Below are 23,399 nucleotides of genomic sequence, written 5' to 3'. Positions count from 1 at the left end.
CAGTAAGTAGTTACTCAACACTATATGTACGAAACATAGAATACAAATTTACTCATTTATTCAATAAAAACAAAATATGTTAACTACCACCGATATTTTTAAGACTGACCATCTAATATCTCTCCAGCTTGTAATTTTTGTGCATTGTCTGCAACACGTAGCGCTTCAATCATGCCCAATATTTCACCATCTAATATAGCATTTAGGTTATGTGCAGTATATCCAATACGATGATCTGTTGCACGTCCCTGAGGAAAGTTATATGTTCTAATCTTATCCCCCCTATTTCCACTCTTAACCATAGATTTACGCTCCATTCCAATAGCCTCTTGCTGCTTTTTTAGCTCTATATCATAGAGCCGAGAACGCAACACTTTTAAGGCCTTTTCGTAGTTTTTGATCTGGGATTTCTCATCTTGACAAGAAACAACCAATCCTGTAGGAATATGTGTTAAGCGTATGGCTGAATAGGTAGTATTTACAGACTGTCCACCTGGTCCTGACGAACAAAAGGTATCCTTGCGTATATCGTTATTTACGTCTAATTTCACTTCTACATCCTCTGCTTCTAGTAACACAGCAACACTAGCAGCTGAAGTGTGTATACGTCCCTGTGTTTCAGTGGCAGGAACCCGTTGTACACGATGTACACCAGATTCATACTTCATAAGACCATAGACATCTTCTCCAGTAATGGTACAAATGATTTCTTTATATCCTCCGGATGTTCCTTCTAAAATATCTACAACTGCAAAATCCCATTTCATTTTTTCTGCAAACCTCTTATACATTCTAAAAAGATCTCCAGTAAAAATAGCTGCTTCATCTCCACCAATACCAGCCCTAATTTCCAAAATAATGTTTTTGCTATCATTTGGATCATTGGGAATCAATGCATTACGCAAAGCTTCTTCCATTTCGTCCTTCTTTTCTAACGCAACAGCCAGTTCTTGTTTTGCCAGTTCACGAAATTCTTCCTCTTTTTCATTGTTTAATACCTCCTTTGCCTCTTTTATATGGTTTAACGTAAGTTCATAGCTGTCATACAAGGAAACAATTTTGGCGAGTTTTTTGTATTCTTTATTCAGTACAGAATAGGCCTTAATGTCATTAATACTATCTGGTTGCGCAATAGAGGCCTCTACTTCTTGGAATCTTTCTTTAATAATTTTTAATTTCTCAACCATGCTTTAATATGAAAATTAAACAAATTTTATTTAAATAATTTTATCTGATAAAAAATTAGATAAATAACTACAACATCAGCTTTTATTAGCAAGGCAAAGTAAATATAAGCATCAGAACTTAATTTTAATTCCATAATATGACCATACAGATGATCTTGGTGTTGTCTAAATAACCAATAAAAATTTCAATAACGGAACCTGCTATTTTTTTATGTCTGTATAATACATTATATTGCACCATTGCTCACTGGTGTGGGGATTGATGTTCCTTTTATAGTAGGGAATACAATGTAGTTGTGCTTGCTACTAGAAAAGATAGAAATAAGTATTTCTTTACAAGAAAGTTAAGGGGCCTGTAGCTCAGCTGGTTAGAGCGCTACACTGATAATGTAGAGGTCCGCGGTTCAAGTCCGCGCAGGCCCACGTAAAAGGTGGAATGCTATTTTTTAGATAATTATTTTTAACCAAAGCAGAAGAAGATCAATTGTATTTCGGTTTGTTTGCTTCTTTTATCCATCATATCTGTTTTTAACATATCATATATTATATTTTTTATTTTTTCGCTAACATGAAAACAAGCCATTTTATTAAGCAAGTATTAGCCGTTTCAGTAGGATTCTTTCTTTCCTTACTATTCTTATTTATCGTAACTATTTGGGGATTGGCTCAGTTGGTATCTAATAAAAGTGCGAAGCATGAAGTAAAAGAAAATTCGATTTTAGCGTTAAATATGGAAGGACGCATAGCTGAATTCACCCAAGAATCTTTATTGGGTTCTAATGCTGATAAGATTGACCTTTCCCTAGTAAAAGGAGCTATTCATAAAGCAGCAAATGACAATAACATCAAAGCCATTTATCTAAAATCATCTTATTGTTATGCGGGTTGGGCTGCCCTGGAGGAAATTAGAGACGCGCTATTATCGTTTAAAAAACAGGGGAAAACTATTATTGCCTATGGGGATGCTTACAGTCAAAAATCTTATTATTTAGCCTCTGTAGCTGATGAGATTATATTAAATCCTAGTGGTGGCTTAGAGTTTCAAGGACTTTCTGCTACTATTAGTTTCTACACTAAATTTTTTCAAAATATCTATGTCAACCCAATAATATTCCGTATCGGAGATTATAAGAGTGCTGTAGAGCCATTTTGTTTAAACAAAATGAGTGAGGAAAGTAAACAACAAACAAGAGATTATCTCACATCAATTTATACACATTTTTTAAAAAACATTAGTTTAGAAAGAAATATCAAGGTATGTGAACTCAAAAAATTTGCGGATAATCTTTCTGTGGTACTACCTACGGATGCACTGGGAAAAAATATGATTACCAAAATAGCCTACGAAACAGAAGCGAAAAAGTTGCTTGCAAAACAGTTCCATAAATCAGATAATGAGCTAAATGATAGGTATCTTATTAGCTATAAAAAGTATCTTCGCCCACATAAACAGTTAGATTCTCCTAATAATATAGCTGTTGTAGTGGCTGAAGGAGAGATTGTTGATGGGGTAAGTAGTTCAGGATTGGTTGGTTCTAGTGATTTTGTAAAGACCATCGCAAAGGTTAAAAAAGATCCAACCATAAAGGCAGTAGTACTAAGAATCAACTCACCAGGAGGAAGTGTACTAGCTTCGGATATCATCTGGAAATCAATAGAAGAGCTTAAAAAAGTTAAACCAGTAGTGGCTTCTATGTCTAGTGTGGTTGCTTCTGGTGGATATTATATTGCTACACCTTGTAATTATATTTTTGCACAACCCACAACACTTACAGGGTCAATTGGAATTTTTGCTATATTATTCGATGCAACAAAATTAATGGAAGGGATAGGTATTCAGCGGGATGTTGTTAAAACGGCTCCTTCTGCAGATTTTTTAAATCCTAGAACTTCTTGTTCTCAACAAGAAAAAAACTTAATCTATAAAATACTACAATCGAGCTATGACGATTTTTTACAAAAAGTCGCTCAAGGACGTGGGCTCTCTAAAGAACAAGTAACATCATTAGCTTCTGGGAAAATATATTCAGGAATAGCAGCACAAAAAAATAAATTAGTAGATGAACTAGGAGGAATAGAAGCGGCTATTGCGAAAGCTGCCGAATTAGCAAATTTGACAGGTACCTATGGTATTGACTATTTCCCTTATCCCAAAACAAAACTTGAACAATTGTTACAATATGCGAATAGTAACGTAAAAATAGATTTATTGTCTAGTTTGTATGAAGAATATCCAATGGTAAAGCAGATGCAAGCTATACCTAAACGTAAAGGTATTCAAGCTATTCTCCCCTATACAGTTGATATCGAATAGCTCTTGCTGAATATACCATGAGCAAAAATCCTCAAGGTATACATATACTCTCTGATATGTATTTATACAATAGGTAATAATACTTGATTTTTTAGATATGATTGTATTTAATAATTTTATAATCAATAAAAAATCGATATTTGGCTATTTTATAGCCTAGTATATACACAGTTTTTTAAATAGAAGTGAAAACGTCCTGTAGTAGTAAAAAACAGTCTTTGTATAATTATACGCGCTGATTTTCATATATTGAAGATTATACTTTCAGGCTCTTGTTATATATTAATAATTAACCTTTACATAAATATTTCTTATGGATATAACAAAACTATTCGGACAAATGGATCGTTTTCAGGAAAAAATGGAAAAAATGCAAGATCAGATCCATCAAATTCAAGTAACTCAGGAGACTGGTGCCGGATTGGTAAAAGCGACAGTAGGTGGTGATAAGCAATTGGTTTCTATTTCAGTAGATGAAATGCTCCTAAATAAAAAAGACCAAATAATGTTACAAGACCTTATAGTGGGTGCTGTAAACTTAGCGTTACGAGAGGTAGATGCAAAAACCCAAGAAATCATACACAAAAACGCTCTAGAGTCGTAGGTAGAAAGCATACACATCCTTAGTTAGTAAGCTCAAACCTTTATCTACCATGTCTAACCATAAGACACCACCAAGCTTGGCTATTGTGGTCTTGAATTATAATGGACTTTCTCTGCTAAAGCAATATTTACCCACATTACTACAGTATAGTGATGGCTATAAAGTAATATTGGTAGATAATGCCTCTACGGATGGTTCTGTAGCATATGTACAACGCCAATTCCCCGAAGTATCCTGTATTGTTCATAATACAAATTATGGTGTTGCAAAAGGTTATAATCTAGCACTAAAACAAATCCATACAACCTATTATCTGCTGTTGAATAATGATGTACTTGTTACAGCGTACTGGCTACAAGATATGCTTTCCCTTATGCAACAAAATAAAGGCATTGCCTTATGTCAGCCTAAAATCCTTTCTATGCAAAACCCTGATTATTTTGATTATGCTGGGGCTGCTGGTGGATTTATAGATAAGGATGGGTATCCTTTTTGTAGAGGAAGAATTTTTAACAGTATTGAAAAAGACAGGGGGCAATATAATGATACACGAACTATTTTTTGGGCTAGTGGTGCTTGTTTATTGGTACGGGCTCAAGCTTTTCATACTTTAGGTGGTTTTGATGAACTTTTTTTTGCCCACTTCGAAGAGATCGATTTATGTTTAAGGGCCCATGCTATGGGCTGGAAAGTGTATTATTGTGGTACTAGTACAGTTTATCATTGTGGTGGAGCTACTTTAACTTATACAAATCCCAAAAAAACGTATCTAAACTTTAGAAATAGAGCACTAATGCTATATAAGCATAAACATATGATTGGTGTTCCGAAACGTTTATTTTTAGATTTCATAGCTATGTTTAGCATATTTTTCATGGGCAAAACGAAAGATGCATGGGCTATTTGTAAAGCACAAATAGACTTTTTTAAAATGAAAAAAAATTACCAAGCACAACATCATGCTTGCTCTTTGCCCAATGTATATACAAAAAGCATTCTAGTGGATTTTTTTGTAAAAAGAAAAAAGTTATTTTGTGAACTTTCTTCAAATGCATTTACCTATTTAGTGATGGTATAAATATATGGTAAACTCCCCCAGGTATACTATGTTCTATATAAAACAATATTATTTTTACAGCTGATTTATAATGAACTATAAATTATACAGTAAAAATTTTGGTAGCATACTTGCTTATGTATTTGATTTCAATAATCATTTTTTATAAAAAAGGTGCCTGGGGAGTTACTATCTATTAATACAACTATAAGTGGGACGGAATGTGGGATAATAGTTAACCACCACCCGACTATTTAGTATAGAAAAATAAATACGCCTTTTCAGATGCTTTTATTGCAGCTGTTTCTTCTTTTCTTGTTACATTGCTATCATCGGATAAGTACCATTGACCACCTTTTTTTACATAAGCCACATAATGCCCCCCCTGCATACTTCCACCTTTATGAACTATAAAGCCACTTAATGTGTAATCGGTATCGTTTTTATCTGATTTAATGGTTATTGTTTTGGTTTCTGTTATATTATCATCTATTTTAGTTGATTTTTGAGGATCCGTTCGATCAATTCGAACATATAGCTTATCAGAGAAATTGATAAAAGTCGGATTTGCTTCTTTGATCATATCGCTAAACGAATTGTTCCAATTAGTAGGATGAAATTCAAGCACATAACCATTTACACCACCTGAAATACATTGTTCCAAAAAAAGTAGTTTTTCATTAAGTAGTTGAAAAAATTCATGAGCATCATGTTGTTCAGTAGAACGGATCATCTTTTCTAAAACAGACTCTTTTTCAGACAATTTTACTAATTCCTTTTTTAAGTCATCAACCTCCTTGCTACTGATACATTCCCTTTCTGGAGCATTTATTTTGGCAATCATTTCCTGGAGTGGACTATCTGGCACCTTGTCTGCATACAAAGCAGCAATAACTTGTAAAACGGCGTTCATATAGCAAGTATTGCCAACATTAGAAATTCCCCTAGGCCCTCCTTCAGGAGCCAGAGATGGAGGAGTATTATTATTTATATCTCTCGTACTCGTTGCAGACCATTCTGCCGAAACGGCTTTATCTCGCTCTTCTTCTGTAGACAGTGATGGCTCTGCTGGCACAGGTGTAGTTTTAACTGTAGACCTATTACAGGCGCATTCTGACATCCATAACATAGATGTTATAACACCTACTGACTGTATGATCCTTTTAGCGAGATCTATGAATTGCATAACCTATAATTTTAAATATTGAAATATTGTTAGATGCAAAGGTAAGTATTTTAACATTATGGAACAAAAAAATTTGTCTTAAAAAATCAGTCCAGTATAACTGCAATTATATAAGAAATAGGTATGTTTTTACCAATTTTGGAATAAAGAATCGACGAATTCTTGTGCATTAAAAGGTCTTAAATCCCCTATTTGTTCCCCTACTCCAATATATTTGATTGGAATAGAAAATTGATTCGCTATACCAAGTACTACACCCCCTTTAGAGGTTCCGTCTAGTTTGGTGATAACAATGCCTGTAACCTGTACCGCAGCAGTAAAAGCTTCTGCTTGGATAAAAGCATTTTGGCCTGTAGTACCATCTAATATAAGTAATATTTCTTGAGGTGCACCAGGAAGGCATTTTTGAATCGTTCGTTTGATTTTAGAAAGCTCATTCACAAGGTGGATTTTAGTATGTAGTCGACCTGCTGTGTCTATAATGATAACGTCTGCTTTCTGCTCGATTCCTCTTTGCACAGCTTCATGAGCAACAGAAGAAGGGTCGCTTTGCATGGCTCGTGCTATAACTGTTGCTCCTACACGATTACCCCAAATGGTAAGTTGTTCCACCGCAGCAGCACGAAAAGTATCTGCCGCTCCAAGTATAACCTTTTTACCTTGAGCTATAAACTGTGCAGCAAGTTTTCCAATAGTTGTTGTTTTACCTACACCATTAACGCCTACTACAAGAATTATATGTGGATGCACATCTGTGTCTCTGACTAGACATTCTAATTTAGGAGAAGTGGACAAAAGTTTTTTTACTTCAGTCTTTAATATTTGATCTAGTTCGTTGGTATTAATATACTTATCCTGTGCAACACGCTTTTCTATTGAGGTTATGATCTGCATTGTAGTAGCTATTCCAACATCTGAACTCAGAAGAAGCTCTTCTAATTTATCTAAAATATCACTATCAACAGTAGATTTACCAACAATAATTTTAGACAGTTTACTCCAGAAGGACTTTCCTGTTTTAGCAAGGTCCTTCTCTACATCCCCTTTCTCTTTTGGGCTAGAAGATTTAGAAAAAAAATTAAAAATATCCACGACCTTTTTTGATTTTTTCCATCATTGTTGGAATGAATAAACAATTTTATTAAACTATATAAAATTGCAGTTATCCGGAGTTCCTACAGTAATGATTTATATTAAGATCAAACATTGATTTAAAATAAAGATAAGACCACTCCACTGGACAAAATATGCAAGTAAAGAGATGCTTTGTACAATACAAGCATCAGCAAATAACTATAAAAACCAATAATTCCTCTGGATATACAAATTTTTACTTTTTAATGGTTTAAATGCCAAAAATATTTTAGCCTCCCCCTTCAAAAAACTTATTTATATTTCTTTGGATAAAAGTTCTTTCATTAATTCAGGTGCAATAATTTTACTTCGAAAAGTATAAGCACCTGTTTTTTCTGATTTTTTTGCTTGAATCAATTTAACCAATTTTTTTGTATCTCCTTTGGAAAGTGTTGCAACTACCTTTTTTGCCATAATGGTATGTAATTATTTAATTTCTTTGTGAACCGTATGACGTTTAAGTATAGGATTATACTTTTTTAACTCCATGCGTGCCGTAGTAGTAGTTCTGTTTTTTTCTGTACAGTATCGTGACATACCTCTCATGCCACTACTTTTGTGCTCTGTACATTCTAAAATCACTTGCACTCTTCCACCTTTTTTCTTTGCCATCTTTGTTTTAACGATTTTTTACAGTGTAGTACCCTTTTGGTTTAGACCAACCAATGATATTTCTTTGACAGAGTTCCTTGTTGTTTGGCTTCTTTTAAAACCGCACTAATACCTTTTTTGTTTATGGTACGGATAACAGAAGTACAGACTTTAAATGGAACCCAAATATCTTCTTCTGGAATATAAAAATTTTTCTTCTGCAAATTTGGATAAAACCACCTTTTGGTTTTATTATTTGCATGGGACACATTGTTTCCTACAATCGGCCTTTTCCCTGTTATATCACAAATTCTTGCCATGTTAAATATACCTTTTAAAATACCTACAAATATACTATAATTAATTCTTTCTTCAAAGTATGCTGTATGGACATCTATTTATATACATCTTGAATATGCGTAAATTATCAGAAAATAATTTTTATAAAAAATCCATACGCGTTTTTCTCGTTGTAAAGCAGAAACTTTTCCCAATCAGTCCTAATATGATGAAGTTCCTAATAAAAATTAAGGAATAATAACTTCTTTTATTCATCTAGCTTTAATACAGCCATAAAAGCCTCTTGTGGAACTTCCACTGATCCAACTTGTCGCATTCTTTTTTTCCCTTTTTTTTGTTTTTCTAAAAGCTTTCTTTTACGTGAGATATCTCCTCCATAGCATTTAGCAATTACGTTCTTTCGCAATGATTTGACAGTCTCTCTGGCAATTATTTTACTACCAATAGCTGCTTGAATACTAACTTCAAACATATGTCGAGGAATGATTTCTTTAAGTTTTTTACATAAGACCTTGCCACGGTCATAAGCATTGTTTCTATGAACAATGGCTGACAACGCATCTACTTTTTCATTGTGCAATAGAATATCTAATTTTACAAGATCAGACTCTATAAATCTAGATAATTCATAGTCTAACGAAGCATATCCTCGTGAGATGGTCTTCAGTTTATCAAAGAAATCGAATACTACTTCTGCTAAAGGTAGTTCAAAACTAAGTTCTACACGATCTGTTGTGAGGTATACCTGGTTTTTAAAAATACCCCTTCTGTCCATGCAGAGTTTTATAATGCCTCCCACAAATTCAGATTTCGTAATAATTTGTGCTAGAATAAGTGGCTCTTCAATCCGATCTACTATATTTAAGTCTGGCATTTCTGCAGGAGCTTGGATCTTTACCAATTGACCTTTGTTATCAATTACATGAAATTGTACCGATGGAACAGTAGTTATAATAGTGATATTGAATTCTTTTTCAAGACGTTCCTGGATAATTTCCATATGGAGCATGCCAAGGAAACCACATCGAAACCCAAAGCCCAAAGCAGCCGATGTTTCTGGCTCCCAGACAAGTGATGCATCATTTAACTTTAGTTTCTCCATGGAGTCTCTGAGTAGCTCATACTCCGTAGTATCTACTGGATATATTCCAGCAAAAACCATAGGCTTGACATCTTCAAATCCTTTAAGTGCCATGCCTGTAGCATGTCCAGCTTTATCTATATGTGTAATCGTATCCCCAACCTTTACCTCACTTGCATTTTTAATCCCAGCTATCATGTATCCTACATTTCCCGCTTCTATAAATAACTGGGGAACTTGTTGGAGTTTTAATACGCCGACTTCTTCTACCTTGTAGGTTACATCTGTACTAATAAATTTAATTTGATCTCCTGGTTTAATGGTTCCATTAAAAACCCTAAAATACACCTCTACTCCACGAAAAGTGTTGTAAACGGAGTCAAAAATCATAGATTGTAATGGCGCATTAACATCTCCTTTAGGTGCGGGTATGTGGGTAACGACTGCTTGTAGAATTTCACGAATCCCTATACCTTGCTTTGCACTGGCAGAGATAATGCTATCTCTATCACATCCTATCAATTCTACAATTTGGTCTTTGACATCTTCTGGCATCGCTCCAGGAAGATCTATCTTATTGAGTACAGGGATAATGGTCAGATTTTGTTCCAATGCGAGATACAAGTTGGAAATGGTTTGTGCTTCTACCCCCTGTGAGGCATCTATAACTAATAAGGCACCCTCACAAGCAGCAATAGATCGAGAAACTTCATAGGTAAAGTCGACATGTCCCGGCGTATCAATTAGGTTAAGTAAATAGGACTGGCCATCAAGAACATACTTCATCTGAATGGCATGGCTTTTGATCGTAATACCTCGCTCACGCTCTAAATCCATATTATCTAATACTTGATTTTTCTGCTCCCGTACACCAATGGTTTCGGTTAATTCTAGTAAACGATCTGCAAGGGTACTTTTCCCATGGTCAATGTGTGCAATTATGCAAAAATTTCTAATGTTTTTCATTAAATTCAGTCGCTGAAATCAGGAATCGCTTGACTCATTATAAGTTCAAATTACAATGTATTACTAATGTACGGAATTTGAAAAATATTACTCTAAATTTATCCTGAAATATCTTTATACAAAAATCAACTTGCTAAGTATGTGTTCATAAGTATTTACTTTGCTGCAAATTTTCTGCTCTCTTCAAAGCACATAGTTGTCTTTTGGAAATGAATGCAGTTCATTTTTTCGTTTAAAATTTTAGCATACAAGGTACAGTGAAAAAATTAGAAGATTTTATTATCTTTATGGTATCTTTTTGATAAAAAATTTAAATTAGTAGAGACCCAGACATGAATCATTTGATAAAATATGTTGAGACAGTATGTAATTCCAACCCAGCAGAAAAGTGTCCTGCTTTTTTTAAGGCGGGAGATACTGTTAATGTGCATGTAAAAATACAAGAAGGAAATAAAGTTCGTATCCAGCAATTTGAGGGGACAGTGATCCAACGTAGAAATCCTAACAGTAGCGGAGAAACATTTACAGTACGTAAGGTCTCTAAAGAAGTTGGTGTGGAACGTATCTTTCCTTTGTTCTCGCCTAACATAGAAAAAATAGAAGTAAAAAGAAGGGGATATGTACGTAGAGCTAGGATTTTTTATCTACGAGGCAAACAAGGTAAAGCCGCTCGTATCAAAGAGCTGAGGTAAAAAAAAATGGCAGTAAATAAGTTCTAATCTGGAATAATATTAATTATATGGTACTTAATTGGGTACTATGTAATTTGTTGCTAGAGCAGTTTGGAAAATATTTTATATATTTGTTTTACTTGTAAGTATTGATTAGCTTTTATACTACTAGTAGTATTGGCATATTTATATTATATTTTGCTTTTTAATAAAAAGTAATCTTCGGCCTCCTTAGCTCAATTGGCAGAGCAACTGATTTGTAATCAGTAGGTTGCTGGTTCGATTCCGGCAGGGGGCACTATTCCTACTCAGTGGTGGTTTTATTATATGATATGGTAAGCTTCCAAAGCTGACTCTTGCTATTTTCAAATGCATAATTTTATTAAATTTTAATACCCTATTCAGATCTTATTGCATAGCATCTAAATAACCTTCTGGGAGTTGTATAGTTATTTTTTTATGTTTTTCATCTGTTTTTATTATAAATTCCCTATGGTAGGGGACTAGCAATTCTTTATTCTGATAAGCAATGCCAAGTATATATTGATCCTGTACAGGATATATAGTCTCTACCTTACCCAGAGGGCCTAGTTGTGTATCATGGACTAAAAAGTCTATTAAAAAATCACAGGGGATAGAAGCATGCGCTGTTTTTATACATTCAGACTTAAGTGGTGTTGGAATAAACAATGGTAGGTTGCACAATGTATAAGCTACTGTTTTCGATCGAATTAAATCCAATTGTACAATTGCTTTACCCTCTTTAAAAGAAATATTGTTGATATGATAGGGAACTTTTATCTGTTCTCTCTCTACAAAGAATGCAGGCAGCTTTTTTAATACTGACTCATCTAGCTCATATAAAAATTTGGCTATAATTTCACCATTGATGCCAATTGGCTTTCCGAATGAGCCAATATGGAAGTACTGATCTCTTTGAATGGAATCGTAAAATAGTTGAATGGAAAATAAAGACATGTGTTAAAAAAATAAGGCCACCGGCAGGTGGTTTACAGTATAGTAAGTTTTATACATATATAATTAGCAATATTGCCTTCCTAAGAATATTGCATGGCTAAAATCAGAACCGATGCCTATTCTTTTAAAAGCTTCCGGAGTACTTTCCCAATAGGAGATTTAGGCAAACTATTGCGGAACTCAATATATTTAGGAATTTTATATCGAGTCATTTTTTCCTTACAGTAGTTTATAATTTCCTCTGCAGTGAGTGTTGCATCCTTTTTTACAATAAATACCTTTATAGCTTCTTTGAGTGTAATATCTTCTACGCCAATAGCACCGACCTCTAATACTTTAGGATGGCCTATTAAAACATGCTCTATCTCATTGGGATATACATTAAATCCAGAAACATTAATCATATCTTTTTTACGATCTACAATTGATATAAATCCATTTGCATCCATAATGGCAATGTCACCCGTTCTAAACCATCCATTGATAAAAGCCTGTTCTGTTTCCATTGGCTTTTGCCAATAAGATTGGGTTACCTGAGGACCTTTAACGAGTAACTCTCCTGCTACTCCGTAAGGTAACGCATCACCTTCTTCATTAGCTATTATTACAGATGTTTCTGGAAAAGGGATATGGTTTACCCCATTTATCATATCTGTAGAAACACCAGGAGAACATTCTGTAAGACCATATCCTTCTACGAGTTTACTACCAGTTAATCCCTCCCATTGTTCCTTAACAATGGCTTGTGTGCTCATGCCCCCTGCTACTGTAAGTTTCATAGTAGAAAAATCTAATTTTCTAAATTGCTCATTGGTTAATAGTTTTTCAAAAAGCGTATTGAGTCCTATTAAACAAGTCGGTTTATTTTTTTTTAATTCTTTTACAAATCTTGGAATATCTCTAGGATTTGTAATAAGTAAAGATTTTGCACCTATTTTAGCCATAGCAAATAGGCTGCCTAACCCTAAAATATGATAAAATGGAAGTGGGATAATGGTTCTCTCTACCCTTTCCTTTAATCTAAGACGCATTACAGGTTCTAGTTGTTGTAAGTTAGCTGTAATGTTCCCATGAGATAGAATAGCTGCTTTTGACACGCCAGTAGTACCACCAGTATATTGCAAAAAAGCTATATCTGAAGACTGTAAAGATACAGGAGAAAATATGGCTTTTCTACCTATCTCTAATGTTTGTTTAAAAGAGATTGCCTGTGGGAGATCATATGTAGGAATCAGTTTTTTAATATGTTTAATGGCAAAATTTAGCAACCTGCCTTTAACGGAACCAAGCATGTCACCTACCTTTGTAATAATAATCGTTTGTATAGATGTCTCTGGCAAGATTTTAGCCAGCTTGTAAGCAAAATTCTCTAATACAACAATAGCCCGTACACCAGCGTCTTTGAGCTGGTAAGCCATTTCATGAGGAGTATATTGTGGATTAATGTTTACAACTACTAAACCTGCACGTAATAGACCAAATACTACAATTGGGTATTGTAGTAGATTGGGTAATTGAATGGCAACATGTGTGCCAATTTCTAAATTGGTATATTGTTGTATATAAGCCGCAAAAGATTTTGAAAGTTTATCTACTGCATCAAAAGTAAGTATTTTACCCATGTTTTCACACATTGGCAAATCTCTATATTTTGAAAAAGTTTCTTCTATCATATGGACCAATGAGCTATATGCAGAAAAATCAATTTTTTGAAGCAGTGATTCAGGATAATGAGTAAGCCAAGGTTCCTTTTCCATAATAAATAGTTATTTTCTTTTTTTGTTACCGACACAATATAGCAATAATATTGTTGAATAAATTTATAATCACTAAAACTGGTTCCATGCCTAAGTAAAAAAATTGTATGGTAACTAAGGATTGTGTTTCATCTAGGCGAATAAAAATTAAGACAACAACTTAGGCTTAAATAATAGTAAATGAGCGTGTTTTTTGGGGTTTTATTCCTATTTTTATTTGTTTGGTATAACAAAAAGTCTGTAAACAATTCATAATAATGACACATTATACAACACTTTCTTTAAAGTAAATATATGTCAGGAAAAAAAACGAAACTTCCTGTAAATGTTCATATTCAAAATAGAAAAGCCCGTTTTGAATTTAGTTTTTTAGAGAGATATGTAGCTGGCATTGTTTTACAAGGGACAGAAATAAAGTCCATTCGAATGGGTAAAGCATCACTGCAAGAAGCATATTGTTACTTTAATCAATCTTCACTTTGCATAAAAGGCATGCATATTGATGCATATGTCCATGGTAATATCTATAACCATGAAGAGAAACGTGACCGAAAGTTGCTATTGCAAAAAAAAGAATTACAAAAGCTAATTAAAAGTCAAGCAAAAGGACTTACCATAATACCTTTGCAACTATTTATCAATCAAAGAGGGTTTGCTAAAGTAGAGATAGCCCTATCACGTGGAAAAAAAATCCATGATAAACGTCAGGCTATTAAAGAAAGAGACTTAGAACGTTCTGGTAGTAATCAGATAATTACATAATAATGCATTATAATTATTTTGTTAAATAATCCTTCAGCTAATGTAGCAAAAATAATTATTATACATTTTCTATTGTATTTCATATTTTTATAAAAAAATAAATATAGGACATGGCAAAAATGAATAAACATATCTATAACAGGTTCAGGTATATCTATGTCCTAAAAAGTATTATTCTATTATTATATCTTTGGCTACAATCTTGTAGTCATCCTGCTCGTAATATTAGTTTACATCTTGTGAATAAGATGAATAATTCCGCAGACTACAATATTACTTTAAAGCCATTGCAGCCAGTAGGTTCTTTTGGAGAAAAGATCCCTATCAATCTATTGGTTTTCTTTTGTTGCCATCACCCCATCAAAAGTGATTTAAAACCTGTAGCCAAGAACACAGGAAAGGAAGATGGAAGTCAATATGTATACTTGGAAACATCAACTATAACAAAGAAAAATCTAAAAATTAGAGTAAAAAATATAAAAATAAAAAGTAGAAATGGCTACTTGGAAACCTCAAGCGGAGAAAAACTTGAAAATGGGTTTGAATTTGGATGCACTGAAAACAAACATAAGTTGTTTTTTACTTGCTCCCAAGAAGACTTTGATGGTGATCTTAAGATAGAATTAAAAACTGTATTGGTTGAAAATGACAATGAAAGACCATTCACAAACAGAAAAACCAGTTGTACATTACGTATTCAAAAACCTTTCGATAAGGATGAATCTGAAGATGACGAACAATCACAGACCGATTTAAATAAGGAGAAAAAAACGTTAGAGCAAGCTTTAGCAGAGAGTCAGGAAAATCTTGAAAAAGTAATTCAAGAGAAAGAAATGTTAGAGAAAAAATTAGCAAAGGGTCAGGAAGATCTTGACATAGTGGTTCAAGAAGAAGGTAGTATTACAAGGAGCATTCGGTCATCTGAATGAGGAAATTAATAAGCAGGAGAAGGAAATTACGGAGCTGAAGGAGCAAATTGATAGACTTAGTAAACGGACAACCAACGCAAGGAAATTTATGAACGGAGTAATCTAGCATAATGTTGTGTAAGGCATGGTGGTTGGCCCACCGGAATCAGTTGATAGCAAGTCCTAAACAACTAAGCCGCATAATATTTTTGCAAATTTGATAAAAATTCCATAAAATGCTATATGCATTTGGTGAAACGGTTCTCTTAATGTAAGAGTTAGTAGCATGTGTTTATCCTTAGATCTTTGATTTAGCATTTATAAAGAATCTAGTCCTTATAGTTTATACTGAATGTGGAAATTAGTAATATTATGAATTGGTTTTTACGAAATTTTTCTGAAAAAGTAATGGAAATAGTTCAAATGAATATTAGTTCTAAATAAAGATTGTGTAGTCTTTTTAAGTCAAAAAAATGGATAGAGGAATCTTATAAATATTGATATTGGATAATAATTAAGATGGGAAAAAACGATGTGCTTGATATAGGCTCTTGGGATTTACATCAATTAGCAAGAGTCCTAGCAAATAATTCAAATGATCTTGAAAAGACATCTCTTATCCTAGAGGAAGCATATTTATTAGCAAGTAGTTTTGATTTTGATAAAAGTAAATTAAAAGGAGTCTTTTTACGTTGTCCAAAAGAATCCCTTCAAGTAGCTATTATTGCTGCCACTGAAATGTCTAAAGACATTTCAGTGGCTATAGCTGCAATCCTATCTCCCCCTTTTTTGTCTGGATTATTATCTAAAGAAACAATTGAAAGTCGATTTGGTTCAAGAACGTCTGCTATCTTAGAAGAGCTACGTTCCTTAAAGAACTGCAGAATTCATGATGATACCATTCGTAGTTACCCAACGCATCCTGATATAAACCTTCCCCACATCTTAGCTATTTTGTTACAAATTTGTGACATTATTCGTATAAAATGTAGTGGTGTTATATTAGAAAATTCTGATTTAGGACATAATTTATCAGATACGCAACTATTGCTTGAGTTAAAATACTTTTATATTCCTTTAGCCCATAGAATGCGGCTATATGATATACAAGCGAAACTAGCTGATTTCTGGTTAAAACATTCTGATACACTAAATTATTATGTAATTACTGCAAAACTTGGTATCACCAAATTACAAAGACAAAAAAGGCTAGAGTTGGTTTCCGAAGAGATTAAGTCTGCACTAAAAAATCGTAATGTTACCTTTAAGGTAAAAAATAGGGTTAAATCTGTTTATTCTATTTGGAATAAAATTCAAAGATTAAAGGTGGGATTTGAGCAAATATATGATCTTGCTGCCGTTAGAATTATTCTAACAAATATGGATGGTAAAACACGGGAACAAGAAAAAGTAGCTTGCTGGAAAGTTTTTACCATTATTAGTAAGCTTTATAAACCGATGTATCATGTTATGAGAGACTGGGTAAGTCTGCCAAGAGAAAGTGGCTATGAATCATTGCATCTTACACTTCAAACAAATCAAAAGGAACAATTAGAAGTCCAGATACGTACAGAACGCATGGATTACATAGCAGAATTTGGTAATGCTGCTCATTGGAAGTATAAATCTAATATTCAAAATATCTCCTAAAAAGAGAAGATCAAAAAATTGACTTTTCTTGGGCCTGTTATCAAGCTTTACATAGCGTTTATAACAGATTCAGGACTTTCGAAAAATAGATAATTGTGCTTGCATTTTTAGATATAGCCATATTTTATAATCCATATTCCGCACCACTTATATTTGTATTAATAGATAAATAAAGGACTTTCGCAAAGTATTGAATAATTAATATGTAGTTATAGTTACTAACTGCAACTTATTTTATTCAACCATGAAAGTTACTACACAAATCCATGGTCAAATAATTAAAAATTTATGTTTTTTAGTGCGGAATGTCAGATTAATCCTTTTATTTTTTTTAAACATGCATTTTTTATAGCTCGATATATCTTAATGAGCTATATGTAGGCAGTAATAGAGAAGACTACATCAATGATACCTGTAGCAGGTGTACACTGCCTCCCATGAAGACGCATTTTAATCAGATCTGTCACCAATTTGTCTAAAACAGATTTAGATAAGCTTAAAAAGCAAATCTAGTTATCAGCTTATTCAAAACAAATTTGATGAATCATTTGGCTCATTTGCTTTACTAGAACGGATTACAGTAGTAACATGCTCTGGTTGCATAGCAGAAGATGTAATGCCACAATCGGAAAATTTTGTATACTGCCCCATAAATTGTAACTGCACATTATCTAATGAACCATTTCGGTGTTTTGCAATAATAACTTCAGCAAGACCATGTGTAGGGTTACCAGACTCATCTTCTGTTAAACCATAATATTCTGGCCTGTATAAAAATAAAACGAGATCAGCATCTTGCTCGATAGAACCCGATTCTCGAAGATCAGAGAGTTGGGGCCGTTTGCTTCCACCACGTGTTTCTACAGCTCGACTCAATTGAGAAAGTGCTATAACAGCAATGTCTAACTCCTTAGCTATACTCTTAAGTGCACGGGAAATAGAAGCAATTTCTTGTTCGCGATTACCTCCTCCTACTTTGGCGGAATCACCTGACATAAGTTGCAAATAATCAATGACAACCAATTGAATATTGTGTTTTGCTTTGAGCCTTCGGCATTTAGCACGTAATTCAAAAATAGAGAGCGCTGGTGTATCGTCTACATAGATGGGGGAATTTGAAAGCTCTGCCGTTTTGTGTAACAACTGTTCCCACTCATGATCCATTAATTTACCCTGTTTTATTTTTTCACTAGATAACTCTGCTTCAGCAGAAACCAATCGGTTTACGAGCTGAAGCGCCCCCATTTCTAAAGAAAAAATGGCTACAGGTGTTTTGTGATCTACTGCTGCATTACGCAAAGCAGAGAGTATAAAAGCTGTTTTTCCCATCCCAGGCCTAGCTGCAATAATAATCAAGTCAAACTTTTGCCAACCAGATGTAATCCGGTCTAGTGCTGTGAACCCACTCGGAATACCTGTAAGACCATCGGCACGTGCACGTCTACTGGACAAATTATCGAAAGCTTCTACCAATAATGAGCGCATATCTACATACCCTTTGCGGACATTATCGTCGGAAACTTCAAAGAGCGCTTGCTCTGTACGGTCCAAAACATTAAATACATCCATAGTGGGATCATATGCATTTTTCTGAACCGAAGTGGAAATCTCTATTAGTTTTCTTCGAATAGCATATTCAATAATTGCTCGAGCATGAAATTCAATGTTTGCAGAGGAACTGACACGGGTAGTTAGATAACTTACGTAATAACTTCCTCCTACCTCGGACAATTTACCAACTTTACGAAGTTGATTAACCACTGTAAGCATGTCTATAGGTTCAGCATCATGAAAAAGCTGAACAATAGCCCGATATATTTCCTGATGTGCCTCTTTATAGAAACTGTTGGGCTTTAACAGGTCTATTACACTGACCACAGCCTCTTTTTCCAACATTAATGCACCCAAAACGCCTTCTTCTAAATCTAGAGCGTGGGGGGGATACTTTGCATGAGCAGCAAAGTTGTCAGATTTGAGAAAAGCTGCCGTAGCTGGTTCCGTGTCTGGGTTCTGTGTATAAATTGCCATAACACAAGTATACGATTTTTTAAATTAGGATTATTGTAATCCTATAGCCAACCAACTTATATATTCTTGAAATGAATAAAAAATAAAATTTCTATATATGCTAAATATAAATGAGTGGCTACATACTACTTAACCTTACTTACTCTAGATAAAGCCCTAAGCTTCATTTCTTTAACCATATTTGCCAAACCGCTAGCTCGTTGAAAGCCTACAAGTCCATGCAGATCGATTACTTCTATAAAGTAGAGTTGCACTTCTGCAATGGCTTGTACAGGTTGCCCCGAAAGCACTTTAATCAAAAGGCTAATTAATCCTTTGGTAATAGCGGTATTACTATCTGCTTGAAAGAAAAGTAATCCATTCATCTCCGTATCAACCAACCATACTTTAGACATACATCCTTGTACCAAGTAGTTATCCACTTTGTATACTAGATCCATAGGTGCCAATGTTTCGCCTAAGTCAATAAGATAATCCAGCATCGTTTCTCTATCATCAGATAAGGTAGCAAATGCATCTATGATTTCATCTTGATGTTGCTTAATAGTCTTATGTTGTATCTTTACCATATTAGTAGCGCATTTTATGTGTAATTTGTCGCAATGCTTCTAAAAATAGATCTATTTCTTCAATGGTATTGTATAAAGCAAAAGAAATGCGCACGACTCCTTCTATACCTAGTCGTTGCATAAGTGGCTGTGTACAACAATGACCTGTACGTACAGCAATGCCTTTGGCATCTAATAATAGCCCTACATCTAAGTGATGCATGCCTCTGATATTGAAAGCAATAATACCTATTTTTTTGGCAGCTGTGCCAACCAACTCTATTTTTGGAATATGGATTAAACCAGCCAATGCATAACATAACAAGGATTCTTCATGCGCAGTCAACTTAGCATAACCTATACTTGATACAAATTTTATTGATTCTGAAAAAGAAATAATAGCAGATAAAGGAAGCGTTCCTACTTCAAATTTATAAGGAGCATCTTGATAAACAGCTTCTGTTAATGTAACCCGTTTTACACCTCCTCCTCCAGTTTTATAGGGAGGCATTTGCTCTAACCATTTTTTCTTCCCATACAAAAAACCTAATCCGGTAAGACCATAAAGCTTATGTGCTGAGAAAACAAAAAAGTCGCAATCTAAGTCAACAACGTTAACAGGTAAGTGAGCCACTGCTTGAGCACCATCAATTACAACAACAGCTCCTTCTTGATGCGCCTTATCTATAAGATATTTAATAGGATTAATTGTCCCTAATGTATTAGAAACATAACTTAGTGCAACTATTTTGGTACGTGTAGTAATTAATTTGTCTAAATCCGTTAAATCTAACTGACCAATATCATCTATAGGAATGAACTTTAAAATGGCCTGCTTTTTTCTACAAAGCTCTTGCCAAGGAATTAGGTTGGCATGGTGTTCCATTTCAGAAATCAAAATTTCATCTCCCCTACTCACTTCCATTTCCCCATATGTTGCAGCAATGAGATTAATACTTTCCGTAGTGCCAGAGGTAAACACAATACTTTCCCCATCTGGAGCATGAATAAATTTTTGTACCGCAAGACGCGTTTGTTCTACAGCCATGGCAGAACGGGTAGCTAAGGCATGCATACCACGATGAACATTGGCATTATCTTGCTCATAAAAATGCTGTGCACTTTGTATAACAGAAAGTGGCTTATGGGTAGTAGCCGCATTATCAAAATAGATCAATGATCTACCATAAACTTGCTGATGTAGTGCAGGAAAAAAGGTCCTAATTTGTTCTATATCTAAAGGATGCGTACTAGCAAACATGATTTAAATGGCTATTTCAGTCTTATCGAAGATACTACAATTTTAGAAGCTTTTCTATGAATTTATCAAATAGGTAGTTTTTTAGTTCAGGTATAGTTACTTGATTAATAATTTCTGTACCAAATGCCTCTAATAGTAATTTTTTAGCCAACGGTTCTGATATGCCACGTGTTTGTAAATAAAATAACTGTTCCCTATCTAACTGCCCAGAAGTTGCACCATGGGTGCACTTGACATCATCTGCATAAATTTCTAATTGTGGTTTTACAAAATGATTGGCTTTATTAGATAAAACAATGGCATTATTATTTTGATAGGCATTGGTTTTCTGAGCTTCTGGTGTAAGATAAATTTTTCCATTAAAAGCCCCTATAGACTGACCGCTCAGTATGCCTTTATAGTGTTGTTTGCTTAAACTGTATGGTCTACTGTGTATAACCTGAACATGATGGTCAACTTTCTCTTTTGCACCAAGTCCATACAGACCGTACAACATCGTTGTAGCATGACTTCCTCTAATATGAGCAGTAAGATTCATACGTAACATAGTAGATCCAAAAGTAAAGGTATGATGGACAAATGTGCTGTGGTCTTGTTGCTTACAATAGATATTATTTACATGATGGAATGATGGATACTCGGTATGTAGTGTATGATATGATAGCTCCCCTCCTTCTGCTAGCTGAATATAGGTTAAGTTGTTTACGAAACTATGGAGATCATCTTTACATGAATACCAGTTTTCTACAATTTCCACTTGGCTTTTTTTACCTACTTTCAGTATAAATCGTGGTACTACATGGGGAGCAGACGCTGTTATAATATGTTCAATAAAAATAGTTTGTTTTTGCTGAACATGGTCCGCAATTTTTAATAGGTAGGTTTCATGAGACAACATAGTACCAAGCATCATAAATATATCATCACTTGATGCAAGGTCAGCTCTACAACTTTCTAGTATCTCTTGTTGTTCTACCAAAGGAAGTTCTCTCAATTTGCGCAACTGTACATCTTGGCAAATAGGATCAAAACTAGATTGCTCTTGAGACCATAATCCATTTATAAAAGTTAATGTGTTTTTCTTTACTGTACTCTGCCCACAAGAAGATATTGTTGTTGGTTGAGAAAAAATTTCTGTAGTGGGTATACTGATGTTGTAATCTTGGCCAGTAAGCTGTCTAAGTATTTCTATAAGCGCTATATACTTATAGTTTTCTTTTTGAGCTTCTACAAAATCGTGGTTATAGAGTTTTTTAAAAGCAATGAAACGATCTGAATACAAAGGATCTGTAAGAGGTAATGTTTTTAATGCTTGATCTAACCAATTTGTAAATACATTCATAACTGTTTGATTAGATTGTTTGCGTGATCCACCCATATCCCTCTTTTTCCAACCTTTTAGCAAGCGCTCCATCACCAGACGCTATAATTCTGCCATCGTAAAAGACATGCACAAAGTCTGGCACAACGTAATCTAATAATCTTTGATAATGGGTAATCAATACCATAGCATTTATTGTGCTACGCAACTTATTAATACCATGGGATACGGTCTTTAATGCATCAATGTCTAGACCAGAATCTGTTTCATCTAAAATGGATAAACAAGGATCTAGCATAGCCATTTGTAAGATTTCATTTCTTTTTTTCTCTCCTCCAGAAAAACCTTCATTTATGGAACGTTGTACCAATGATTGATCCATATTAACAAGTGCCATTTTTTCTTTTAAAAGCGCTAAAAAAGCAACTGCGTTGAGTGGCTCTACTTCTTTTTGCTTTCTTATTTGATTAATAGCTGTTTTTAGGAAATTAGTTGTCGTTACGCCTGGAATTTCCACGGGATACTGAAAAGCCAAAAAAAGGCCTAATGCTGCTCTAGCTTCTGGTGTCAAGGCCAATAAATCTTGGCCAAGGAAAGTAACACTTCCTTGCGTAACTTCATAACCCTCTCTTCCAGCTAGAACAGCCGCTAGTGTACTTTTCCCAGCTCCATTGGGTCCCATAATAGCATGTAGTTGTCCAGGATGTATTTGAAGGTTTACACCATTGAGTACTTTTTTATCCCCTACATTTACATGTAAATCTTCTATTGTAAGCATGGTAGAATTTCTTAAGTTGAGGTTAATATGACTATAATTTATTTTCCACAAAAAGCTGTGTAGTACTTTATCAAGCCACTTTACATATAGTTTTTTAATACTAAAGATCTTTGAAAATACATACACAAACGTATGTATGCTATTTTTATTGATTTGATCAAACAAAAATAAAAATACAATTTTTTTTATAGTTTGGGTTAACTTAACATGTACGTTCTTGATCTATAATTAAAATAATTAGGTGGTGGTACAAATATATGATTTTACTTAGCCCAAGCGTTACCTTTATTTATGCTATCAATGACTATCATGATTGC

The 23,399-nt window shown here is 34.2% G+C and carries 21 protein-coding genes and 2 tRNA genes; 9 read left to right on the top strand and 14 right to left on the bottom strand.

All coding sequences use genetic code 11. The features are described from left to right. Window positions 1-98 precede the first annotated feature (98 nt). Window positions 99-1,187 (bottom strand): peptide chain release factor 1, encoded by a 1,089-nt coding sequence (gene prfA / locus CCPUN_RS01520; RefSeq protein WP_133281827.1) that lies wholly within the window; start codon window positions 1,185-1,187, stop codon window positions 99-101. 349 nt (window positions 1,188-1,536) lie between these two features. On the opposite strand from prfA, the gene CCPUN_RS01515 reads away from it, so the two are divergent. The 4 genes from CCPUN_RS01515 to CCPUN_RS01500 all read left to right on the top strand — a co-directional run bounded on the left by CCPUN_RS01515 (window position 1,537) and on the right by CCPUN_RS01500 (window position 5,183). Beyond that, window positions 1,537-1,610, top strand: a tRNA-Ile gene (locus tag CCPUN_RS01515). A gap of 145 nt (window positions 1,611-1,755) precedes the next feature. Further along, window positions 1,756-3,501, top strand: a complete 1,746-nt coding sequence (gene sppA, locus CCPUN_RS01510; RefSeq protein ID WP_133281826.1) for a signal peptide peptidase SppA — start codon at window positions 1,756-1,758, stop codon at window positions 3,499-3,501. A gap of 313 nt (window positions 3,502-3,814) precedes the next feature. Next, complete coding sequence (locus tag CCPUN_RS01505) at window positions 3,815-4,105, top strand: YbaB/EbfC family nucleoid-associated protein (RefSeq protein ID WP_133281825.1); 291 nt, start codon at window positions 3,815-3,817, stop codon at window positions 4,103-4,105. A 49-nt stretch (window positions 4,106-4,154) separates the two neighbouring features. After that, window positions 4,155-5,183: a glycosyltransferase family 2 protein gene (locus CCPUN_RS01500; RefSeq protein ID WP_133281824.1), complete on the top strand. Its 1,029-nt coding sequence runs from the start codon at window positions 4,155-4,157 to the stop codon at window positions 5,181-5,183. Window positions 5,184-5,412: 229 nt separating this feature from the next. Here CCPUN_RS01500 and CCPUN_RS01495 read toward each other — a convergent pair whose 3' ends face one another. The 6 genes from CCPUN_RS01495 to lepA all read right to left on the bottom strand — a co-directional run bounded on the left by CCPUN_RS01495 (window position 5,413) and on the right by lepA (window position 10,420). Further along, window positions 5,413-6,348 (bottom strand): ubiquitin carboxyl-terminal hydrolase family protein, encoded by a 936-nt coding sequence (locus CCPUN_RS01495; RefSeq protein WP_133281823.1) that lies wholly within the window; start codon window positions 6,346-6,348, stop codon window positions 5,413-5,415. Window positions 6,349-6,477: 129 nt separating this feature from the next. Then, entirely contained in the window at window positions 6,478-7,440 is a 963-nt protein-coding gene (gene ftsY / locus CCPUN_RS01490) for a signal recognition particle-docking protein FtsY (protein ID WP_133281822.1), read from the bottom strand. Between the two features lie 297 nt (window positions 7,441-7,737). Then, window positions 7,738-7,896 carry a DUF4295 domain-containing protein gene (locus CCPUN_RS01485; protein WP_133281821.1) on the bottom strand — a complete coding sequence of 53 codons (159 nt, stop codon included), beginning with the start codon at window positions 7,894-7,896 and terminating at the stop codon, window positions 7,738-7,740. Window positions 7,897-7,908: 12 nt separating this feature from the next. Continuing rightward, the gene (gene rpmG, locus CCPUN_RS01480; protein ID WP_133281820.1) at window positions 7,909-8,094 is read right to left on the bottom strand and encodes a 50S ribosomal protein L33; all 186 of its coding nucleotides are present in this window, start codon (window positions 8,092-8,094) and stop codon (window positions 7,909-7,911) included. Between the two features lie 41 nt (window positions 8,095-8,135). After that, entirely contained in the window at window positions 8,136-8,393 is a 258-nt protein-coding gene (gene rpmB / locus CCPUN_RS01475) for a 50S ribosomal protein L28 (protein WP_133281819.1), read from the bottom strand. Between the two features lie 227 nt (window positions 8,394-8,620). Then, window positions 8,621-10,420, bottom strand: a complete 1,800-nt coding sequence (gene lepA, locus CCPUN_RS01470; RefSeq protein ID WP_133281818.1) for a translation elongation factor 4 — start codon at window positions 10,418-10,420, stop codon at window positions 8,621-8,623. 332 nt (window positions 10,421-10,752) lie between these two features. On the opposite strand from lepA, the gene rplS reads away from it, so the two are divergent. After that, window positions 10,753-11,112 (top strand): 50S ribosomal protein L19, encoded by a 360-nt coding sequence (gene rplS, locus CCPUN_RS01465; protein ID WP_133281817.1) that lies wholly within the window; start codon window positions 10,753-10,755, stop codon window positions 11,110-11,112. A gap of 204 nt (window positions 11,113-11,316) precedes the next feature. Continuing rightward, a tRNA-Thr gene (locus CCPUN_RS01460) sits at window positions 11,317-11,389 on the top strand. A 110-nt stretch (window positions 11,390-11,499) separates the two neighbouring features. On the opposite strand, the gene CCPUN_RS01455 is transcribed toward CCPUN_RS01460, so the two are convergent. Together CCPUN_RS01455 and CCPUN_RS01450 are read right to left on the bottom strand one after the other, a co-directional pair. Further along, entirely contained in the window at window positions 11,500-12,069 is a 570-nt protein-coding gene (locus tag CCPUN_RS01455; protein WP_133281816.1) for a ribosome maturation factor RimM, read from the bottom strand. 116 nt (window positions 12,070-12,185) lie between these two features. Beyond that, window positions 12,186-13,826 carry an AMP-binding protein gene (locus tag CCPUN_RS01450; protein WP_133281815.1) on the bottom strand — a complete coding sequence of 547 codons (1,641 nt, stop codon included), beginning with the start codon at window positions 13,824-13,826 and terminating at the stop codon, window positions 12,186-12,188. Window positions 13,827-14,120: 294 nt separating this feature from the next. Here CCPUN_RS01450 and smpB point away from each other — a divergent pair, with 294 nt between their 5' ends. The 3 genes from smpB (at window position 14,121) to CCPUN_RS01435 (ending at window position 17,146) form a co-directional block, all read left to right on the top strand. Further along, entirely contained in the window at window positions 14,121-14,588 is a 468-nt protein-coding gene (gene smpB, locus CCPUN_RS01445) for an SsrA-binding protein SmpB (RefSeq protein WP_133281814.1), read from the top strand. 110 nt (window positions 14,589-14,698) lie between these two features. After that, window positions 14,699-15,517 (top strand): hypothetical protein, encoded by an 819-nt coding sequence (locus CCPUN_RS01440; RefSeq protein ID WP_133281813.1) that lies wholly within the window; start codon window positions 14,699-14,701, stop codon window positions 15,515-15,517. 498 nt (window positions 15,518-16,015) lie between these two features. Next, window positions 16,016-17,146, top strand: a complete 1,131-nt coding sequence (locus tag CCPUN_RS01435; protein WP_133281812.1) for an HD domain-containing protein — start codon at window positions 16,016-16,018, stop codon at window positions 17,144-17,146. 525 nt (window positions 17,147-17,671) lie between these two features. Here CCPUN_RS01435 and dnaB read toward each other — a convergent pair. The 5 genes from dnaB to sufC form a co-directional block, all read right to left on the bottom strand. Next, the gene (dnaB, locus tag CCPUN_RS01430; RefSeq protein WP_133281811.1) at window positions 17,672-19,174 is read right to left on the bottom strand and encodes a replicative DNA helicase; all 1,503 of its coding nucleotides are present in this window, start codon (window positions 19,172-19,174) and stop codon (window positions 17,672-17,674) included. 125 nt (window positions 19,175-19,299) lie between these two features. Then, on the bottom strand, window positions 19,300-19,743 hold the full coding sequence (locus CCPUN_RS01425) for a SufE family protein (protein ID WP_133281810.1): 444 nt from the start codon (window positions 19,741-19,743) through the stop codon (window positions 19,300-19,302). A 1-nt stretch (window position 19,744) separates the two neighbouring features. Beyond that, a complete protein-coding gene (locus CCPUN_RS01420; RefSeq protein WP_133281809.1) occupies window positions 19,745-20,983 on the bottom strand; it encodes an aminotransferase class V-fold PLP-dependent enzyme in 1,239 nt (412 codons plus the stop codon). Between the two features lie 34 nt (window positions 20,984-21,017). Then, window positions 21,018-22,397: a Fe-S cluster assembly protein SufD gene (gene sufD / locus CCPUN_RS01415; protein WP_133281808.1), complete on the bottom strand. Its 1,380-nt coding sequence runs from the start codon at window positions 22,395-22,397 to the stop codon at window positions 21,018-21,020. After that, on the bottom strand, window positions 22,336-23,082 hold the full coding sequence (gene sufC, locus CCPUN_RS01410; RefSeq protein ID WP_133281807.1) for a Fe-S cluster assembly ATPase SufC: 747 nt from the start codon (window positions 23,080-23,082) through the stop codon (window positions 22,336-22,338). Before sufC ends, sufD begins: the two co-directional genes overlap by 62 nt. Window positions 23,083-23,399: the final 317 nt, after the last annotated feature.

Origin of the sequence: Cardinium endosymbiont of Culicoides punctatus, assembly GCF_004354815.1 — a bacterium.
Classification (GTDB): domain Bacteria; phylum Bacteroidota; class Bacteroidia; order Cytophagales; family Amoebophilaceae; genus Cardinium.
Note: the sequence above shows the minus strand (reverse complement) of the source record. Positions and strands in the feature narration are given on the sequence as shown.

What these genes read in the sequence shown, in the direction of transcription:
- prfA (WP_133281827.1), bottom strand. Translation starts at nt 1,187, where the DNA reads ATGGTTGAGAAATTAAAAATTATTAAAGAAAGATTCCAAGAAGTAGAG.
- sppA (WP_133281826.1), top strand. Translation starts at nt 1,756, where the DNA reads ATGAAAACAAGCCATTTTATTAAGCAAGTATTAGCCGTTTCAGTAGGA.
- CCPUN_RS01505 (WP_133281825.1), top strand. Translation starts at nt 3,815, where the DNA reads ATGGATATAACAAAACTATTCGGACAAATGGATCGTTTTCAGGAAAAA.
- CCPUN_RS01500 (WP_133281824.1), top strand. Translation starts at nt 4,155, where the DNA reads ATGTCTAACCATAAGACACCACCAAGCTTGGCTATTGTGGTCTTGAAT.
- CCPUN_RS01495 (WP_133281823.1), bottom strand. Translation starts at nt 6,348, where the DNA reads ATGCAATTCATAGATCTCGCTAAAAGGATCATACAGTCAGTAGGTGTT.
- CCPUN_RS01485 (WP_133281821.1), bottom strand. Translation starts at nt 7,896, where the DNA reads ATGGCAAAAAAGGTAGTTGCAACACTTTCCAAAGGAGATACAAAAAAA.
- rpmG (WP_133281820.1), bottom strand. Translation starts at nt 8,094, where the DNA reads ATGGCAAAGAAAAAAGGTGGAAGAGTGCAAGTGATTTTAGAATGTACA.
- rpmB (WP_133281819.1), bottom strand. Translation starts at nt 8,393, where the DNA reads ATGGCAAGAATTTGTGATATAACAGGGAAAAGGCCGATTGTAGGAAAC.
- lepA (WP_133281818.1), bottom strand. Translation starts at nt 10,420, where the DNA reads ATGAAAAACATTAGAAATTTTTGCATAATTGCACACATTGACCATGGG.
- rplS (WP_133281817.1), top strand. Translation starts at nt 10,753, where the DNA reads ATGAATCATTTGATAAAATATGTTGAGACAGTATGTAATTCCAACCCA.
- CCPUN_RS01455 (WP_133281816.1), bottom strand. Translation starts at nt 12,069, where the DNA reads ATGTCTTTATTTTCCATTCAACTATTTTACGATTCCATTCAAAGAGAT.
- CCPUN_RS01450 (WP_133281815.1), bottom strand. Translation starts at nt 13,826, where the DNA reads ATGGAAAAGGAACCTTGGCTTACTCATTATCCTGAATCACTGCTTCAA.
- smpB (WP_133281814.1), top strand. Translation starts at nt 14,121, where the DNA reads ATGTCAGGAAAAAAAACGAAACTTCCTGTAAATGTTCATATTCAAAAT.
- CCPUN_RS01440 (WP_133281813.1), top strand. Translation starts at nt 14,699, where the DNA reads ATGGCAAAAATGAATAAACATATCTATAACAGGTTCAGGTATATCTAT.
- CCPUN_RS01435 (WP_133281812.1), top strand. Translation starts at nt 16,016, where the DNA reads ATGGGAAAAAACGATGTGCTTGATATAGGCTCTTGGGATTTACATCAA.
- dnaB (WP_133281811.1), bottom strand. Translation starts at nt 19,174, where the DNA reads ATGGCAATTTATACACAGAACCCAGACACGGAACCAGCTACGGCAGCT.
- CCPUN_RS01425 (WP_133281810.1), bottom strand. Translation starts at nt 19,743, where the DNA reads ATGGTAAAGATACAACATAAGACTATTAAGCAACATCAAGATGAAATC.
- CCPUN_RS01420 (WP_133281809.1), bottom strand. Translation starts at nt 20,983, where the DNA reads ATGTTTGCTAGTACGCATCCTTTAGATATAGAACAAATTAGGACCTTT.
- sufD (WP_133281808.1), bottom strand. Translation starts at nt 22,397, where the DNA reads ATGGAGCGCTTGCTAAAAGGTTGGAAAAAGAGGGATATGGGTGGATCA.
- sufC (WP_133281807.1), bottom strand. Translation starts at nt 23,082, where the DNA reads ATGCTTACAATAGAAGATTTACATGTAAATGTAGGGGATAAAAAAGTA.